This is a genomic window from Pseudomonas sp. SIMBA_067 (assembly GCF_046534675.1).
GTDB classification, from domain to species: Bacteria; Pseudomonadota; Gammaproteobacteria; order Pseudomonadales; family Pseudomonadaceae; genus Aquipseudomonas; species Aquipseudomonas putida.
On sequence record NZ_JAWRYH010000003.1, the window covers coordinates 306,689 to 324,990 of the forward strand.

At 61.7% G+C, this 18,302-nt stretch carries 17 protein-coding genes; 5 read left to right on the forward strand and 12 right to left on the reverse strand.

Annotated elements, in window-relative coordinates:
* Positions 1–83: 83 nt before the first annotated feature.
* Entirely contained in the window at positions 84–563 is a 480-nt protein-coding gene (locus SB765_RS09850; RefSeq protein ID WP_016498026.1) for an Lrp/AsnC family transcriptional regulator, read from the forward strand.
* Positions 564–639: 76 nt separating this feature from the next.
* Here the strand turns inward: SB765_RS09850 and cysN are convergent, their stop codons facing one another.
* The 3 genes from cysN to SB765_RS09865 all read right to left on the reverse strand — a co-directional run bounded on the left by cysN (position 640) and on the right by SB765_RS09865 (position 4,510).
* A complete protein-coding gene (cysN, locus tag SB765_RS09855; RefSeq protein WP_341796724.1) occupies positions 640–2,541 on the reverse strand; it encodes a sulfate adenylyltransferase subunit CysN in 1,902 nt (633 codons plus the stop codon).
* Positions 2,542–2,557: 16 nt separating this feature from the next.
* Positions 2,558–3,475 carry a sulfate adenylyltransferase subunit CysD gene (gene cysD / locus SB765_RS09860; RefSeq protein ID WP_003251799.1) on the reverse strand — a complete coding sequence of 306 codons (918 nt, stop codon included), beginning with the start codon at positions 3,473–3,475 and terminating at the stop codon, positions 2,558–2,560.
* Between the two features lie 276 nt (positions 3,476–3,751).
* Positions 3,752–4,510, reverse strand: coding sequence for a Nif3-like dinuclear metal center hexameric protein (locus SB765_RS09865; protein WP_049274848.1), 759 nt, complete (start codon positions 4,508–4,510; stop codon positions 3,752–3,754).
* 168 nt (positions 4,511–4,678) lie between these two features.
* On the opposite strand from SB765_RS09865, the gene algW reads away from it, so the two are divergent.
* Positions 4,679–5,839, forward strand: coding sequence for a Do family serine endopeptidase AlgW (gene algW, locus SB765_RS09870; protein WP_063422316.1), 1,161 nt, complete (start codon positions 4,679–4,681; stop codon positions 5,837–5,839).
* A 166-nt stretch (positions 5,840–6,005) separates the two neighbouring features.
* Here the strand turns inward: algW and SB765_RS09875 are convergent, their stop codons facing one another.
* The 4 genes from SB765_RS09875 to SB765_RS09890 form a co-directional block, all read right to left on the reverse strand.
* Positions 6,006–6,770: an amino acid ABC transporter ATP-binding protein gene (locus SB765_RS09875; RefSeq protein ID WP_016498022.1), complete on the reverse strand. Its 765-nt coding sequence runs from the start codon at positions 6,768–6,770 to the stop codon at positions 6,006–6,008.
* A gap of 10 nt (positions 6,771–6,780) precedes the next feature.
* Positions 6,781–7,878, reverse strand: coding sequence for an amino acid ABC transporter permease (locus SB765_RS09880; RefSeq protein ID WP_341796725.1), 1,098 nt, complete (start codon positions 7,876–7,878; stop codon positions 6,781–6,783).
* 10 nt (positions 7,879–7,888) lie between these two features.
* Entirely contained in the window at positions 7,889–9,067 is a 1,179-nt protein-coding gene (locus tag SB765_RS09885) for an amino acid ABC transporter permease (protein WP_341796726.1), read from the reverse strand.
* 67 nt (positions 9,068–9,134) lie between these two features.
* On the reverse strand, positions 9,135–10,163 hold the full coding sequence (locus SB765_RS09890; RefSeq protein ID WP_043197986.1) for an amino acid ABC transporter substrate-binding protein: 1,029 nt from the start codon (positions 10,161–10,163) through the stop codon (positions 9,135–9,137).
* Between the two features lie 332 nt (positions 10,164–10,495).
* Here SB765_RS09890 and SB765_RS09895 point away from each other — a divergent pair, with 332 nt between their 5' ends.
* Both SB765_RS09895 and rhlB read left to right on the forward strand, forming a co-directional pair.
* Complete coding sequence (locus SB765_RS09895; protein ID WP_341796727.1) at positions 10,496–11,152, forward strand: alpha/beta hydrolase; 657 nt, start codon at positions 10,496–10,498, stop codon at positions 11,150–11,152.
* Positions 11,153–11,252: 100 nt separating this feature from the next.
* Positions 11,253–12,722 (forward strand): ATP-dependent RNA helicase RhlB, encoded by a 1,470-nt coding sequence (gene rhlB / locus SB765_RS09900; RefSeq protein WP_341796728.1) that lies wholly within the window; start codon positions 11,253–11,255, stop codon positions 12,720–12,722.
* Between the two features lie 137 nt (positions 12,723–12,859).
* Here the strand turns inward: rhlB and moaE are convergent, their stop codons facing one another.
* The 5 genes from moaE to SB765_RS09925 all read right to left on the reverse strand — a co-directional run bounded on the left by moaE (position 12,860) and on the right by SB765_RS09925 (position 17,037).
* On the reverse strand, positions 12,860–13,306 hold the full coding sequence (gene moaE / locus SB765_RS09905) for a molybdopterin synthase catalytic subunit MoaE (RefSeq protein ID WP_410931245.1): 447 nt from the start codon (positions 13,304–13,306) through the stop codon (positions 12,860–12,862).
* A 2-nt stretch (positions 13,307–13,308) separates the two neighbouring features.
* Positions 13,309–13,554, reverse strand: a complete 246-nt coding sequence (locus SB765_RS09910; protein WP_410931289.1) for a MoaD/ThiS family protein — start codon at positions 13,552–13,554, stop codon at positions 13,309–13,311.
* Positions 13,554–14,024: a cyclic pyranopterin monophosphate synthase MoaC gene (gene moaC, locus SB765_RS09915; RefSeq protein ID WP_016498014.1), complete on the reverse strand. Its 471-nt coding sequence runs from the start codon at positions 14,022–14,024 to the stop codon at positions 13,554–13,556. The genes SB765_RS09910 and moaC overlap by 1 nt, the downstream gene beginning before the upstream one ends.
* A 210-nt stretch (positions 14,025–14,234) precedes the next feature.
* The gene (locus SB765_RS09920; RefSeq protein WP_016498013.1) at positions 14,235–15,629 is read right to left on the reverse strand and encodes a PhoH family protein; all 1,395 of its coding nucleotides are present in this window, start codon (positions 15,627–15,629) and stop codon (positions 14,235–14,237) included.
* A gap of 271 nt (positions 15,630–15,900) precedes the next feature.
* Positions 15,901–17,037, reverse strand: a complete 1,137-nt coding sequence (locus SB765_RS09925) for a polysaccharide deacetylase family protein (protein ID WP_341796730.1) — start codon at positions 17,035–17,037, stop codon at positions 15,901–15,903.
* Positions 17,038–17,174: 137 nt separating this feature from the next.
* Between SB765_RS09925 and yaaA the strand changes: the two genes are divergently transcribed.
* Positions 17,175–17,954 carry a peroxide stress protein YaaA gene (yaaA, locus tag SB765_RS09930; RefSeq protein WP_341796731.1) on the forward strand — a complete coding sequence of 260 codons (780 nt, stop codon included), beginning with the start codon at positions 17,175–17,177 and terminating at the stop codon, positions 17,952–17,954.
* Positions 17,955–18,302 lie beyond the last annotated feature (348 nt).

Consider the following 18,302-nt stretch of genomic DNA (forward strand, 5'->3'; position numbering starts at 1 on the left):
TGCCCGATTTTTTCCAAAATAGCCCACGCATCTGCGTGCTTGCTGGAACAAAAACAACAATTAACGGACCAGGAGGGCAAAACATGCCTTCAAGCCTCGACCGCACCGACCGCGCCCTGCTCGCCGCCTTGCAGGACAACGCCCGCCTCACCGTCGCCGAACTTGCCGACCAGGTGGCATTGACCACCTCGCCCTGCTGGCGCCGGGTCAAGCTGCTGGAAGACAACGGCTATATCACTGGCTACCAGGCCATCCTCTCGCCCAAGTCGCTAGGGTTTGGCGTGACCGCGTTCGTCAGCATCATGATGGACTCGCACACCAAGGACATGGCGCTGGCGTTTGAGCAGCGGCTTATGGAAATCCCCGAAATCGTGGCCTGCCACAACATCTCCGGGCGCTATGACTTTTTGCTGGAGATCCTGGCCCGGGACCTGGAGTCGTTCGGGGAGTTCACCCGCGAAGTGCTGCAGCGGCTGCCGGGGGTGAAGGAGATCTATTCGAGTTTTTCCTACAAGGCGGTGAAGGAGCGGCGGGTGATTCCGGTGTCGGAAAAACATATCTGAACCGGATACGCAGCACCTGCGGGAGCGAGAAATAAAAAAACCCCGCCGAAGCGGGGTTTTTCCTGCTGGCCAGCGCTTAGATAGCGCCACGCTGGCGCAGTACGTCCAGCACCAGTTTCACACCTTCGTCCACGCTAGTGGCCTGGGTGTCGATCACAAGGTCTGCATCCAGCGGCACATCGAACGGGAAGCTTTCGCCCGGGATGTTTTCGCCACCGGCAGCGTACAGGCCTTGCGGGTCGCGCTCGCGGCAAGCCAGCGGCGAGGCCTGGACGTAAACGGTCACCAGGCGCTCTTTGCCGATCAGGGCCTTGGCCTGTTCGCGGCCTTCGGCATCCGGGGCCACGAACGCAGCCAGGGTCAGCAGGCCGGCTTCGTTGAACTGGCGCGCCACATGGGCGGCGCGGCGCCAGTTTTCGGTGCGACCGGCGCGGTCTTGCGGCAAACCCTTGTTCAGGTCGTGGCGCAGGTTCTGGCCGTCGAGCACGTATACCGCACGGCCCATGTCGAACAGCTTGCGCTCCACGGCATAGGCCAAGGTGCTCTTGCCAGCGCCGGACAGGCCGCTGAACAGCACGGTGGCTGGCTGCTGGCCGAAGCGCAGGGCGCGCTCTTCGGTAGACACGTGGGCCTGCTTGCCATGCTGGCCGGTGCTGCCGTGTGGCAGAACAGGCGGAGCGATGATCATGCCGGCGCCGACGGTGCCGTTGGTCAGGCGGTCGATCACAATGAACGCACCGGTGGTGCGGTTGCTGTCGTAGCCGTCCAGGGCGATCGAGGCGTCCAGCGCAACCTTCACGCGGCCAATCTCGTTCAGTTGCAGTGCGCTGGCAGCGCCCTGCTCCAGGGTGTTCACATCGACTTTGTGGGTGATGCTGGCAATCGAGCCCGGCACATAGCTGGTGGCGCGCTTGATGTCGTACTTCTTGCCCGGGAGCATTGGCTCTTCGGCCATCCACACCAGCATGGCATCGAACTGGTCGGTCACCGGCGGTACGTTGTCGGCATGTACCAGCAGGTCGCCACGGGAGATGTCGATCTCGTCTTCCATGGTCAGGGTCACGGCCTGGCCTGGGCCGGCGTTTTCCAGTTCACCTTCGTAGGTGACGATGGACTTGACGCGGCTGCTCTTGCCCGACGGCAGCACGACGATTTCGTCACCCTTGTGCACTACGCCACTGGCAATGGTGCCGGCGAAGCCGCGGAAGTTCAGGTTCGGGCGGTTCACGTACTGCACCGGGAAGCGCAGGTCGGTGAAGTTGCGGTCGGCCGCAACCTCGACAGTTTCGAGGATTTCCATCAGCGTCGGGCCGGTGTACCACGGCGAACGCTCGCTATGGTTGACCACGTTGTCGCCCTTGAGCGCCGACATTGGAACGAAGTGCAGGCTGCTCGGGGTCAGGTTGATGGCTTCGGCAAACTTCAGGTAGTCGGCCTTGATCGACTCGAATACGCCTTCATCGAAGCCCTTCAGGTCCATCTTGTTGATTGCGACCACGATGTGCTTGATGCCCAGCAGCGAGGCAATGTAGCTGTGGCGACGGGTCTGGGTCTGCACGCCGTAGCGGGCATCGACCAGGATGATCGCCAGGTCGCAGGTGGACGCACCGGTGGCCATGTTGCGGGTGTACTGCTCGTGGCCCGGGGTGTCGGCGATGATGAACTTGCGCTTGGCGGTGGAGAAGTAGCGGTAGGCGACATCGATGGTGATGCCCTGCTCACGCTCGGCCTGCAGGCCGTCGACCAGCAATGCCAGGTCGATTTCTTCGCCGGTGGTGCCGACTTTCTTCGAATCACGGGTGATGGCTTCGAGGTGGTCCTCGTAGATCATCTTCGAATCGTGCAGCAGGCGCCCGATCAGGGTGCTCTTGCCGTCATCCACGTTGCCGCAGGTGAGGAAACGCAGCAGTTCTTTGCGCTCGTGCTGAGCCAGATAAGCGAGGATGTCTTCGCTGATCAAATCGGATTGGTGCGACATGGAGTAACCCTGAAAATTAGAAGTAGCCCTGACGTTTTTTGTCTTCCATGGAACCGGCGCCATCGTGGTCGATGACCCGGCCCTGGCGCTCGGAAGTGCGCGTCAGGAGCATTTCCTGAATGATGTCGGTCAGCGTTTCTGCTTCCGACTCGACAGCACCCGTCAACGGGTAGCAACCGAGGGTACGGAAACGCACCTTCTTCTTGACGATACGGGCCTTCTCTTCCTCGGAAAGGTGCTCGAGGATGCGCTCGTCGTCGATCATGATCAGGGTGCCGTTCTTCTCGATGACTTCACGCTCGGCGGCGAAGTACAGCGGCACGATCGGGATGCCTTCAAGGTAGATGTACTGCCAGATGTCCAGCTCGGTCCAGTTCGACAGCGGGAAGACGCGGATCGACTCGCCCTTGTTGACCTTGCCGTTGTAAACGTTCCACAGCTCGGGGCGCTGGTTTTTCGGGTCCCAGCGGTGCTTGCTGTCGCGGAACGAATACACACGCTCTTTGGCCCGCGACTTCTCTTCGTCGCGGCGCGCGCCACCGAAGGCGGCGTCGAAACCATGCTTGTCCAGTGCCTGCTTCAAGCCCTGGGTCTTCATGATGTCGGTGTGCTTGGAGCTGCCATGGGTGAACGGGTTGATGCCCTGCGCCACACCCTCAGGGTTGACGTGGGTGATCAGTTCCAGGCCCATTTCCTCGACCATCTTGTCGCGGAAGCTGTACATCTCCTGGAATTTCCACTGGGTGTCGACGTGCATCACCGGGAACGGCAGCTTGCCCGGGAAGAAGGCCTTGCGCGCCAGGTGCAGCATCACGGCGGAATCCTTGCCGATCGAGTACAGCATCACCGGGTTGTCGAACTCGGCGGCCACCTCGCGGATAATGTGGATGCTTTCCGCCTCCAGCTGTTTCAAGTGCGTCAGTTTGTCGACCATGGCTACTCACGAAAAACGATCTTATGGACGGCCTGCGGGCCGTGTTCGAGCGAGCCACTTTATCACAGCGGCTGCTTCTATTTAGGAGGCGGGCTAGATCGAAAAGGTCTAACGATATGACTGCGGGTTTGGGCTCTGCCTGCCCAGCACCGAGCCCTGCAGGAGCAGCCTTGTGCTGCGAAGAGGCCGGTACAGCAGATAGGGATCTATTGCCTGCGTCGACCCTTCGCAGCACAAGGCTGCTCCTACAACGAACCGCATGCAACTCCGAAAGCCTCAAATGGGATTGGGGCAATCGATGAACAGGTGCTCCACGGCAAACCGCCGCGCAAGGTAATCGCCCAGCGCCTGCACCCCGTAACGCTCGGTGGCATGGTGCCCGGCAGCAATGAAGCTGACGCCATTCTCGCGCGCGCTGTGGTAGGTCTGCTCCGACGCCTCGCCGGTCAGGTACAGGTCCACCCCGGCGGCAATCGCCGTGTCGATGTAACCCTGCCCGCCACCGGTGCACCAGCCGACCCTGCGGATCATCTGCTCGCCGTCCACCAGCAACGGCTCACGCCCCAGCACTTCCTGAACCCGCCGGGCAAAATCGCGCGCAGTCACAGGTTCAGCCAGTGAGCCGACCAACCCCACCACCTTGGGGTTCTCCGGGTCCAGCGGGCCTTCGACGGTGATGTCCAGTTGCCGCGCCAACTGCACGTTGTTGCCTACCTCCGGATGCACATCCAGAGGCAGGTGAAACGCCAGCAGGCTGATGTCGTTGTTCAGCAAGGTTTTCAGGCGACGCTGGCGGATACCGGTAATGCACGGGTTCTCACCCTTCCAGAAGTAACCATGGTGCACCAGCACCAGGTCGGCCTGGGCCTCGACCGCAGCATCCAGCAACGCCTGGCTGGCAGTAACGCCGCTGACGATACGACTGACCTGCGGCCGGCCCTCCACTTGCAGGCCATTGGGGCAATAATCCTGGATCTTCGCGCTGCCCAGGTAACGCTCGGCTTCCTCGACCAGGATGTTTAGAGCGACGGCCATGAAAATCTCCTCGAAAACTGCGCTTTTCTCGGGCGCAACGCCAATGGAACGCCCGTATAATGCCGGCCATTATGGGCCGTCGCCGGCACTGGGGGAACCGGTGTATGATCGCGCGCGCTCATGCCCCACTGCGCGGCCACTGGCCCTCGCTCTTTCCAGGATTCGTTCATGTTCAAGGCTTTGCGTTACTTTGGCTGGCCCCTGCTAACCGGCGTACTGATCGCCATGCTGATCATCCAGCGCTTCCCGGAGTGGGTAGGCCTGCCCAGCCAGGACGTCAACCTGCAACAGGCACCGCAGACCACGCGGATCATGCAGGGCCCGGTGTCGTATGCCGACGCCGTGACACTGGCCGCCCCCGCCGTGGTCAACCTGTACACCACCAAAGTGGTGAACAAAAGCGCCCATCCGCTGTTCGAAGACCCGCAGTTCCGCCGTTTCTTCGGCGACAACCTGCCCAAGCAACGCCGTTGGGAATCGAGCCTGGGCTCGGCGGTGATCATGAGCCCCGAGGGCTACCTGCTGACCAACAACCATGTCACCAGCGGCGCCGACCAGATCGTCGTGGCCCTGAAAGATGGCCGCGAAACCCTGGCCCGCGTGATCGGCAGCGACCCGGAAACCGACCTGGCGGTGCTGAAGATCGACCTGAAGAACCTGCCGGCGATCACCATCGGCCGTTCCGACACCATCCACATCGGCGACGTGTCGCTGGCCATCGGCAACCCGTTCGGGGTCGGCCAAACCGTGACCATGGGCATCATCAGTGCCACCGGCCGTAACCAGCTGGGCCTGAACAACTACGAAGACTTCATCCAGACCGACGCAGCGATCAACCCCGGCAACTCGGGCGGCGCACTGGTCGATGCCAGTGGCAACCTGGTCGGCATCAACACCGCGATCTTCTCCAAGTCCGGCGGTTCGCAGGGCATCGGCTTCGCCATCCCGGTGAAACTGGCACTGGAGGTGATGAAGTCGATCGTCGAGCACGGCCAGGTGATCCGTGGCTGGCTGGGCATCGAGGTGCAGCCGCTGAGCCAGGAACTGGCCGAATCGTTCGGCATGAAGGACCGCCCGGGTATCGTGGTGGCCGGTATCTTCCGCGAAGGGCCGGCGGCCAAGGCCGGGTTGCAACTGGGTGACGTGATCCTGAGCATCAACGGCGAACCGGCCGGTGACGGGCGCAAGTCGATGAACCAGGTGGCGCGGATCAAGCCCACCGACAAGATCACCATCGAGGTGATGCGCAATGGGCAGCAGCTGAAGCTGATTGCCGAGGTGGGGCTGCGGCCGCCGCCGGCGCCGGCTGCAACGCAAGAAGAAAAGTAACCCTCCCGTGTAGAAGCGGCCTTGTGCCGCGAAAGGGCCGCATGGCGGCCCCAGCCATATCAGCGGCGAAGCTGAAACCCTGGGGCCGCTGCGCGGCCCTTTCGCGGCACAAGGCCGCTCCTACAGGGACCGCGACAGCCCCCTCAATAGTGCAGCACCAGTTGCCTCAATGCAGGATCTGGCTCAGGAACAACCTGGTCCGGTCACTGCGCGGCCGGTCGAAGAAGTCATCCGGCGCCGCCTGCTCCACGATCTCCCCCTTGTCCATGAAGATCACCCGGTTCGCCACGGTGCGGGCAAAGCCCATCTCGTGGGTCACGCAGAGCATGGTCATGCCGTCTTCGGCCAGGCCCACCATGGTATCGAGCACTTCCTTGACCATTTCCGGGTCCAGCGCCGAGGTCGGCTCGTCGAACAGCATGATCTTCGGCTTCATGCACAGCGCACGGGCAATGGCCACACGCTGCTGCTGGCCACCCGACAACTGCCCCGGGTACTTGTGTGCCTGCTCGGGAATACGCACACGCTCCAGATAATGCATGGCAATTTCCTCGGCCTTGCGCCGCGGCATCTTGCGCACCCACATGGGCGCCAGGGTGCAGTTTTCCAGAATGCTCAGGTGCGGGAACAGGTTGAAGTGCTGGAACACCATGCCCACTTCGCGGCGGATGGCCTCGATCTGCTTGAGGTCGTTGGTCAGCTCGACGCCATCGACCACGATACGCCCCTGCTGGTGCTCTTCCAGGCGGTTGAGGCAACGGATGGTGGTGGACTTGCCCGAGCCGGACGGCCCGCACAGCACGATGCGCTCGCCCTGGCGCACGTTCAGGTTGATGTCCTTGAGCACATGGAACTGGCCGTACCACTTGTTCACACCCTGCATCTGGATGATGCCTTCGGGGCCGGCAGGCTGCTTGATCGCTTCACTCATTTCGAAACTCCTAACGCTTGTGGCCAGTGTCCAGCTTGCGCTCCAGGTGCATGGAGTAGCGGGACATACCGAAACAGAAAATCCAGAACACCAGGGCGGCGAACACATAGCCCTCGGTAGCCATGCCCAGCCAGGCCGGGTCGGCGGCAGCTTGCTTGACGCTGTTCAGCAGGTCGAACAGGCCGATGATGATCACCAGGCTGGTGTCCTTGAACAAGGCAATGAAGGTGTTGACGATGCCGGGGATCACCAGCTTGAGCGCCTGCGGCAGAATCACCAGGCCCATCGAGCGCCAGTAGCCCAGGCCCATGGCCGCAGCGGCTTCGTACTGGCCCTTGGGGATGGCCTGCAGACCGCCGCGCACCACCTCGGCGATATACGCCGACTGGAACAGGATCACGCCGATCATTGCCCGCAGCAGCTTGTCGAAGCTCATGCCTTCGGGCAGGAACAACGGCAGCATCACCGACGACATGAACAGCACGGTAATCAACGGCACGCCGCGCCAGAACTCGATGAAGGTCACGCACACCACCTTCACGGCCGGCATCCTCGAACGCCGGCCCAGGGCCAGCAGGATGCCCAGCGGCAAGGCGCCGACAATACCCACGGTGGCGATCACCAGGGTCAGCATCAACCCGCCCCACTGGCTTGTCGGTACGCTTTCCAGGCCCAGGTACCCACCGTGCAGCAGGGTGTAGGCCAGTATCGGGTACAGCACCAGGAAGCCCAGGCCGTAGAAGGCCTTGCGCGGGAAGCGCTTGATGAACAGCGGCGCAGCGCCGATGACGGCAAGCCACACCGTCAGGTCCACCCGCCAGCGCAGCTCGGCCGGGTAGTAGCCGTACATGAACTGGCCAAAGCGCTGCTGCACGAACACCCAGCAGGCGCCCTCCTTGGTGCAGTCGGCGCGGGTGGTGCCGACCCAGTTGGCGTCGATCAACGCCCACTGCAGCAGCGGTGGCACGATCAGCCATACCAGGTAGATGGCGAGCAGGGTCAACAGCGTGTTGTGCCAGCTGGAGAACAGATTGGCACGCATCCATGCGAGCACGCCGACGGTTTTCACCGGTGGCGGCATATCGGGTTTGAAAACATGGGCATTCACGGGCGTATCCTCACCGCTCGATCAGCGCTATGCGCTTGTTGTACCAGTTCATCAGCAGCGAAATGCTGATGCTGATGGCGAGATAGACACTCATGGTGATCGCAATCACCTCAATGGCCTGGCCGGTCTGATTGAGCACGGTGCCGGCGAACAGCGAGACCATCTCCGGGTAACCGATACCGGCCGCCAGCGAGGAGTTCTTCGCCAGGTTCAGGTACTGGCTGGTCAGCGGCGGAATGATCACCCGCAGTGCCTGGGGAATGATCACCTTGCGCAGGGTCGGCCCCTCGCGCAGGCCCAGCGAGCGCGCGGCTTCGGTCTGACCATGGCTGACCGAACGGATGCCGGAACGCACGATTTCAGCAATGAAGGCTGCCGTATAGATAGTCAGCGCCAAGGTCAGCGCCAGCAGCTCGGGGATCAGCACCCAGCCACCGACGAAGTTGAAGCCCTTGAGCTGCGGCACTTCCCAGCTGACCGGGCTGCCGAACAACAGCACGCTCAGGCCCGGGATGACCAGCAGCAGCGCCAGCCCCACCCAGAACTTGTGGAACGGCACGCCAGTCTCGTCGAAGCGCTTGTTGGCCAGGCGCACCATCACGACAATGGCGGCAATTGCCACCACCAGGGCAATGATGAATGGCCAGAAGCCATCAGCCATGGATGCGCCAGGCATGTTCAGGCCACGGTTGCTGATGAAGAACATATCGTCGATGTTGATGCTGCCCCGCGGTCCCGGCAGCGTCAGGAACACGGCGAAGTACCAGAACAGGATCTGCAGCAACGGCGGGATGTTGCGGAAGGTTTCCACATACACGGTCGCCAGTTTGTTGATCATCCAGTTGGGTGACAGGCGAGCCACACCGATGATGAAGCCCAGAATGGTCGCCAGGATGACGCCGATGAAGGTCACCAGCAGGGTATTGAGCAGGCCGATGACGAACACCCGCGCATAGCTGTCGGATTCCACATAGGGGATCAGGTGCTGGGCGATGCCGAAGCCTGCACTGCGGTCGAGGAAATCGAAGCCCGAGGTGATACCCCGGTGTTGCAGGTTGGTTTGTGTGTTGTGGAACAGGTACCAGCCCAGGCCGACCACGAAGACGATCGTGAGGATCTGGAACAGCCACGCGCGCACACGCGGATCGTTAAGGGACAAGCCCTTGGGTGCGCCGATTTGATTTTGCATGAAGTGCCCCGGACAGTAGGGATTCGAACAGCCTGCGGCGGCGGGATGCCGCCGCAGGATGCAACCATCAGCGCACAGGTGGCGCGTACTGGATGCCGCCGTTGTTCCACAGGGCGTTCATGCCACGGTCGATCTTCAGGTCGGTGCTCTGGCCCAGGTTCTTCTCGAACACTTCGCCGTAGTTGCCGACTTGCTTGACGATCTGAACTACCCAGTCTTTGGGCAGCTTGAGGTCCTTGCCGTACTCACCATCCGCACCCAGCAGGCGGGCGACGTCAGGGTTTTTGGTGCCTTTGGCTTCGGCCTCGACATTCTTCGAGGTGACGCCCGCCTCTTCGGCGTTGAGCATGGCGAACAGGGTCCACTTGACGATGCTGAACCACTCCTCGTCGCCTTTACGCACCACCGGGCCCAGCGGCTCCTTGGAGATGGTTTCCGGCAGCACCACGTAGTCGGTCGGCGCTGCCAGCTTGGAACGCTGGGCGAACAGCTGGGACTTGTCCGAGGTCAGCACGTCGCAACGGCCCGACTCCAGCGACTTGGCGCTTTCGTCCGAGGTGTCGAAGGTGATCGGGGTGTACTTGAGGTTATTGGCGCGGAAGAAGTCCGACACGTTCAGCTCGGTGGTGGTACCGGCCTGGATACAGATGGTTGCGCCATCAAGCTCCTTGGCACTGGATACACCCAGCTTCTTGTTGACCAGGAAGCCAACGCCGTCGTAGTAGGTGACACCGGCAAACACCAGGCCCATGCCGGCATCGCGCGAACTGGTCCAGGTGGTGTTGCGCGATAGCACGTCGACCTCGCCCGACTGCAGGGCGGTGAAGCGTTCCTTGGCGTTGAGCTGGCTGAACTTGACCTTGGTCGCGTCGCCGAACACGGCGGCGGCCACGGCGCGACAGACATCGGCGTCGATACCGACGATCTTGCCCTGCGCATCAGGTACCGAGAAGCCCGGAAGACCGTCGCTCACGCCACACTGGACGAAGCCCTTCTTCTTTACCGCATCGAGGGTGGCGCCGGCCTGGGCAGTGCTCACGGCGCCCAGTGCGGCGGCAGCGGTCAGGACTGCCAGGGTGGTTTTCAACATCTTCATTCACAACCTCCAAATCGCTCTTGTTGTATCGAGCCGGAATTGCACCGCACCCTTTTGAGGCGTATCCGACCCGTATTGGCTTGTTATTGGGTCAATTGGCGCAATGGACTGTTCTGTGACAGCCTTCGCGTACAAAGGGTGTTACCGTCTCGGCCTGCCCTTTGCATCACAGATTGAATTGCAAAGCGCGTACCAGATTCTGTGGCTGTAGCGTTTAAGCGCTCGTCAAGTAGGGAAAGTTGTATCGTTGCGACATTCTTTTTCCGACAATCATTTCCAGCGCCTTCTTTTCACGCACGCCATAACAAGACCCGCACACTTTCGGAGCAGTCATGACCAACCCGCTGATTCTCGAACCACAGAAAACCGCTGACGCCTGTGTGATCTGGTTGCACGGTCTGGGGGCCGACCGTTACGACTTCCTACCTGTGGCCGAATTCATGCAGGAGCGTCTGCTCGGCACCCGCTTCATCATGCCCCAGGCCCCGACCCGTCCAGTTACCATAAATGGCGGGTATGCCATGCCCAGCTGGTATGACATCAAGGCCATGACCCCGGCCCGCGCCATTGACGAAGCGCAGCTGGAAGCGTCGGCCGAGCAAGTGGTTGCCCTGATCAAGGCTGAGCAGGCCAAAGGCATCAACCTGTCGCGGATCTTCCTGGCCGGCTTCTCCCAGGGTGGCGCGGTGGTGCTGCACACTGCCTATATAAAGTGGCAAGAAGCACTGGGCGGGGTAATTGCCCTGTCCACCTATGCCCCCACCTTCAATGACGCGCACCAGTTGAGTGCCTGTCAGCAGCGCACCCCGGCCCTGTGCCTGCATGGTGTGCATGACCCGGTGGTGATCCCGTCCATGGGCCGCACCGCCTTCGAGTACCTGAACACCTGGGGCGTCGCCGCCCGCTGGTACGAATACCCGATGGAACACGAAGTGGTAGTCGAAGAACTGAACGACATCCACAACTGGCTCAGCGAGCAACTGCAATAGGCTGGCTCTCTTGTAGTTGTGGGAGTATTCCGCTACGCCGCGCCCGGATCTTGCATTACACTGCCCGGCGTACATTCCTTAATCAGTTGATGAGACGATCGTGCTCAAAGCACTCAAGAAAATATTCGGCAAGGGAGACGCCGCGCCACAGGCCGTCGCTCCTGCTGCCAGCGTGACGCCGCCTGCGCCCGCACCCGCCAGAGAGGCCCGGCCCGCAGCAAAACCGGCCGTACCGCATGCCAACACCGCCCCCGAGGCTGAACAAACCGCAACCGCTACCGCTACGCCACCTGCCGACAAAGCGGGCAAGGACAAACCGCGTCGCGAGCGCAAGCCCAAGCCGCAGGCCAGCCTGTGGAAGCCGGAAGACTTCGTGGTCGAGCCGCAGGAAGGCAAGACCCGCTTCCACGACTTCAAACTGTCCAACGAGCTGATGCACGCCATCCACGACCTGGGCTTCCCGTACTGCACGCCGATCCAGGCGCAGGTGCTGGGTTATACCCTGCGTGGCCAGGACGCCATCGGCCGGGCACAGACCGGTACCGGCAAGACTGCGGCGTTTTTGATTTCGATCATTTCCCAGCTGCAGCAGACGCCACCGCCCAAGGAACGCTACATGGGCGAACCGCGTGCGCTGATCATCGCGCCTACCCGCGAGCTGGTGGTGCAGATTGCCAAGGACGCCGCTGCGCTGACCAAGTACACCGGGCTGAACGTCATGAGCTTCGTCGGCGGCATGGACTTCGACAAGCAACTGAAGGCCCTTGAAGCACGCCACTGCGACATCCTCGTAGCTACCCCAGGCCGCCTGCTGGACTTCAACCAGCGCGGCGAGGTGCACCTGGACATGGTCGAGGTGATGGTGCTGGACGAAGCCGACCGCATGCTCGACATGGGCTTTATCCCCCAGGTACGCCAGATCATTCGCCAGACGCCGCCGAAAAGCGAGCGCCAGACCCTGCTGTTCTCCGCCACCTTCACCGACGACGTGATGAACCTGGCGAAGCAATGGACCACCAACCCGGCCATCGTCGAGATCGAACCGGAAAACGTGGCCAGCGAAACGGTCGAGCAGCACGTGTATGCGGTGGCTGGCAGCGACAAGTACAAGCTGCTGTACAACCTGGTGACCCAGAACAACTGGGAACGGGTGATGGTGTTTGCCAACCGCAAGGACGAAGTGCGGCGCATCGAGGAAAAACTGGTGCGCGACGGCATCAATGCCGCCCAGCTGTCGGGCGACGTGCCGCAGCACAAGCGCATCCGCACCCTGGAAAACTTCCGCGAGGGGCGCATCACCGTGCTGGTGGCCACCGACGTGGCCGGGCGTGGCATCCATATCGATGGTATCAGCCACGTGATCAACTTCACCCTGCCAGAAGACCCGGACGACTACGTGCACCGCATTGGCCGTACCGGCCGGGCGGGGGCCAGTGGCGTGTCGATCAGTTTTGCCGGGGAGGATGACTCGTATCAGTTGCCGGCCATCGAAGAACTGCTGGGGCGCAAGATCAAGTGCGAAATGCCGCCCGATGAACTGCTAAAGCCGGTGCCGCGCAAACACCACTGATGCTGGGGCTGCTTTGCAGCCCAATCGCCGGCAAGCCGGCTCCCACAGGTACTGCAAGGCTTCAGTAGCTGCGGATTACCTGTGGGAGCGGGCTTGCCCCGCGAACCGGGGCAAAGCCCCGGCCATCAGACAGAAATCTACCAGCGCCCCGCCGCATCCTGGTCACTCTGCTTGCCTTCAACCCACCGCGGCCCTTCCTCGGTATTCTCCTTCTTCCAGAACGGCGCCCGGGTCTTCAGGTAGTCCATGATGAAGTTGCAGGCATCGAACGCCGCCTGCCGATGGGCACTGGCCACACCGACAAACACGATCGGCTCGCCTGGCTCCAGCGCCCCGATGCGGTGCAGCACCTCCACCTTGAGCAACGGCCAGCGCTGCTCGGCCTCGACCACGATCTTGGCCAGCGCCTTTTCGGTCATGCCCGGGTAGTGTTCAAGGAACATCCCCGCCACTTCGCGGCCATCGTTGAAATCCCGCACATAGCCGACAAAACCAACCACCGCGCCCACGCCAACATTGGCCGCATGCATGGAATTAACCTGGGCGCCCGGGTCGAACGCGCCTTGCTGCACTCGCACTGCCATGTTCAGCCTCCGGTCACCGGCGGGAAGAACGCCACTTCATCACCCTCTTCCAGTGGCTCATCAAGCTTGCACAGCTCTTCGTTGCGCGCGCACATCAGGTTCTGCTCAGCCAGCACCGCATAGTGCCCACCCTTGCCCACCAGGGCCTGGCGCACATCGTCCAGCACCCTGAACGCGCCTTCTACACGCTCGCCATCCACACCCAGCAGTTCGCGGTAGCGGGCGAAGTACATCACCTTGACCTTCATCATGCCTGCACCTTGTAGTGGCCACTCTTGCCGCCGAGCTTTTCCAGCAGGCGCACCTGTTCGATGACCATGCCCTTGTCCACAGCCTTGCACATGTCGTAGATCGTCAGCGCGGCAACGCTGGCAGCGGTCAGTGCTTCCATCTCCACGCCGGTCTGCCCAGCCAGCTTGCAACGGGCGACAATACGCACGGCGTCCTCGCCCTCGGCGCTGAGCTCGACCTTGACGCTAGTCAGCATCAGCGGGTGGCACAGCGGGATCAGGTCGCTGGTCTTCTTCGCCGCCTGGATCCCGGCAATGCGTGCCACGGCGAACACGTCGCCCTTGGGATGTTCGCCGTCGACGATCATCTGCAGGGTCTGCGGCAACATGCGCACCCGCGCCTCGGCGATGGCCTCACGCTCGGTCACGGCCTTTTCAGTGACGTCGACCATGTTGGCCCGCCCCTGGGAATCAAGATGTGTCAGCACTGCTCTGCTCCTGTGAAGGGAACAGCCAGTGTAAACCTGTGGGTCAGGTTTGAGCAGAGGTATGAGGCATGCACATCACCTGCAGGAGCAGCCTTGTGCTGCGAAAGGGCCGGCATGACTGGAAAATAGCTATGCCTGTAATGGCCTCTTCGCAGCACAAGGCTGCTCCTACAAGGGAAGGCCGGGCGGCGAACCGCCCGGCGGTGAAGGTTACAGATGCGACTCGGCGTACTCGGCCAGCACCGAGCGTGGCACGCCCTGCAGGGTGATGTGCACGCCATGGGGGAAGTCCTTGAAGCGCTCGGTCAGGTAGGTCAGGCCCGAGCTGGTCGCGGACAGGTAGGGGGTGTCAATCTGCGCCAGGTTGCCCAGGCAGACCACCTTGGAACCGGAGCCGGCACGGGTGATGATGGTTTTCATCTGGTGCGGCGTCAGGTTCTGGCACTCGTCGATCAGGATCAGGCTTTGCTGGAAGCTACGGCCTCGGATGTAGTTCAGCGACTTGAACTGCAACGGCACGCGCTCAAGGATGTACTCGACGCTGCCATGGGTGCTTTCGTCATCCATGTGCAAGGCTTCGAGGTTGTCGGTGATGGCGCCCAGCCAAGGCTCCATCTTCTCGGCCTCGGTGCCCGGCAGGAAGCCGATTTCCTGGTCCAGCCCCTGCACGCTGCGGGTGGCGATGATGCGCCGGTAGCGCTTGCTGACCATGGTCTGCTCGATGGCCGCGGCCAGGGCCAGGATGGTCTTGCCGGAACCGGCCGCGCCAGTCAGGTTGACCAGATGGATATCCGGATCGAGCAACGCGAACAGCGCCAGGCTCTGGTGGATATCGCGTGGCTTCAGCCCCCAGGCCTCCTGGTGCAGCAGCGGCTCCTGGTGCAGGTCGAGCAGCAGCAGTTCATCGTTGCGGATACCCTTGATCCAGCCGACGAAGCCCTGTTCGTCGATGATGAACTCGTTGATGTGAACCGCAGGCAGGTTGTCGATCATCTGCACCCGATGCCAGGTGCGGCCGCGCTCCTGACGGGTATCAACCTTGCTGACCCGGTCCCAGAACGAGCCGGTGACCGAGTGGTAGCCCTTGGACAGCAAGGACACGTCATCCACCAGCTGGTCGGTGCTGTAGTCCTCGGCCGCAATGCCACAGGCGCGCGCTTTCAAGCGCATGTTGATGTCTTTGGTAACCAGCACCACGTCCAGGTCGGTGCGCCGCGCCCGTACTTCAAGCAGCTGGTTGATGATGATGTTGTCGTTGAGGTTTTCCGGCAGCAGCTTGTTCGGCTCGTTGCGCGGGGTCATCAGGATGGACAGGAAGCCTTTGGGCCCGCTCTTGTTGCGCTGGATCGGCACGCCCTGCTCGACATCGTTGGGCGAGGCGTCGCCCAGGGTCTGGTCGATCAGGCGGATGGCCTGGCGGCATTCGGCGGCGATGGTCTGTTTGCCGGTCTTGAGCTTGTCGAGTTCCTCCAGCACCGTCATCGGGATGGCGACATGGTGCTCCTCGAAGTTCAGTAACGCGTTGGGGTCGTGAATCAGGACGTTGGTATCGAGCACATACAGGATTGGCTTGCTGGAGGAAGGGTTGCGTCCTTGGTCATCCATACTCGGTCACCTTATGTCGAAGCCACACGGCGCGGTCTGTTGCGCCGCAGAGTGACTACCGGTCTCCCCTGCACCGCGTTGTTACGGGCGGGAAGCGAACCTGGCTAGGTGGGCCTGGATGACGCCACCTGTGCTGCAGGAATCGGCTGTCTGGTTTCTTCATACCGCAAAACCGATGAACGAAAAAAGTATTTTTATGTGTTTTGAAGTTTATTTTTCTGATTGATGAAGAAGCCTTGGCGGCGAAGCCAGAGGGGACTACGCTCAGAAGTCATACCCCCTCTTCGCGATAAGCATAATCCCGGCAATCCGCCCAGCCAATGCCGCTCTGGGCGGTGTTGCGCAGCAACCACTCCACCGCTGGCTGCGCCTTGGGCAGGCTGTCATGGAGCTGGATCACGCCCTTGCGCCACAGCAGCATCAGGGTCAGCACCCGCTGCGCAGAGGCCTCTGCGCTCAGTGCGCCATCGTCCAGGGCATCGATATCCCACAACGATACCCGCAGCTGCTGGCTGGCCATGAACGCCTCGCCATCGGCACGACGCTGCCCGTAGGGTGGCCGGAACAACGGCACATACTCTGCCGGCAGGTCGGCCTGCACCCGTGCCTGGCTGCGCCGCAACGAGTCCTGCCAGTCCGTCCACTGGGCATGGGAACGGTATTCCCAACCCTGAATGCCCACACACTGGCCGCGGTAGACCTGGCGCAAGGCATTTGCCGCCCCGGCGTCACGGCGTTGCTGTAAGCGGTTCCCCAACACGAAGAATGTGCCTTCAAGCTTCTGCCGGCGCAGGTAGTCGGCAAGCAGATCGGTGTTGCCACCCTCTGGCCCGGGGCCGCCGACGAAGGTCAGCAGGAACATACGGTCGTTCAATTCATCACCATTGCGCTCCCGCGCAGAAAGCCGCTCCACCTCACTGGTAGTCTGCGGCAGCAAGGCAGCCTTGCGCAGTTGTTCGTCCAGGTAACGCACATGGAACTGGTGGCTCGGCTCGATCCAGTTTGTATAGAACGTGCCGACATCGGCAGCGAACGTCGCGGCTTGCGTGCGCAGATCCGCCATTGATGTCACCGGGTAGCAGAATGAGGCATCCTGCTCGCAGCTGCGCTGCGCCTGTTCATACCCTTGCCACAGCCGCTGCCACATGCGCGCACGCACAAGGCGTACCTTCTGCAGGTTGATCTGCCGTAACCCAAGCCGCGCCGCCAGCGCTGCGTCGTCTAGCAACTCGCTTTCGTGCAGTACCTGAGCAAACGACAGGATCTCTGCCCGCGAGGCTACATCGAACAACGCCGGGCTGTTCAGTTGCTCGGGCCACAGGCTGCGGTCCAGGCTCACCTGGGGTAAAGGGGCGGCTTGCACGGCCAGGCTCAGCAGAGCGGCCAGCAAGGCAAAGGCAATGCGCACGGTGGAAGGCTCCGTAACGGCAAAACGCGAACTATAGCGCCTGCACCGGCCATGGTCTGTGACTATCGTCGCCATAGTTTGGACTTGCACCGCCCAGCCCGTAGAATCTGTGGCCAACGATGCCAGGAGCCGACCCGATGCTGACGGTGATTTCCCCCGCCAAGACCCTCGACTACGACACCAAGCCTGTAACCGAGCGTTTCACCCTGCCCGAGTACCTGGACGACTCCCAGGAACTGATCCAGCAACTGCGCGAACTGTCGCCGGCGCAGATCAGCGAACTGATGCACCTGTCCGACAAGCTCGCAGGCCTGAACGCCGCCCGCTTCGGCAGCTGGACTCCGGACTTTACCCCGGCCAATGCCAAGCAGGCCCTGCTGGCGTTCAAGGGTGACGTGTACACCGGCCTCGACGCAGAGAGCCTGGGCGAGGACGACTTCAGCTACGCGCAAGACCACCTGCGCATGCTTTCGGGCCTGTACGGCCTGCTGCGCCCGCTCGACCTGATGCAGCCCTACCGCCTGGAAATGGGCACCAAGCTGGCCAACGCCCGCGGCAAGGACCTGTATGCCTTCTGGGGTACACGCATTAGCGAATGGCTGAACCAGGCCCTGGCCGAACAAGGCGATGACGTGCTGCTGAACCTCGCCAGCAACGAGTACTTCAGTGCAGTGAAACGCAGCGCGCTGAAGGCCCGGGTGATCAATGTCGACTTCAAGGACCTGAAGAACGGCCAGTACAAGATCATCAGCTTCTACGCCAAGAAAGCCCGCGGCATGATGAGCCGCTTCGTCATCCAGCAGCGCATCAGCGACCCGGAACAGCTCAAGCAGTTCGACGTGCAGGGGTACTACTACAGTGCCGAGCAGTCCAAGCCGGACCATCTGGTGTTTTTGCGGGATCATCCCTCGGACTGACCCTGTGACGCCCTCTTCGCGGCTAAAGCCGCTCCCACAGGATGCGCGATGAGCTACCGGCCAGCGCCACACCTGTGGAAGCTTCTTTAACTGCGAAGAGCCTGCTGCCATGAAACGTCCCCCCCGCCCTGCAATGGGGCTCGCTGCAAATCGCCACCATGTCACTATTTCGGCGCCAAAAAACCACCATGCATACATTTATCGCCAAACGCCATAAGACCGTTCATACCTTTTTTGACGAATTCTGAAAAATTTTTTCGGATGCTGGCATAAAAATATCTCGTAACAGTTTCACCCTTGATACACGGGGGTGAAACACCCGTGTGCTATCAATTTGAAACTGCCCAT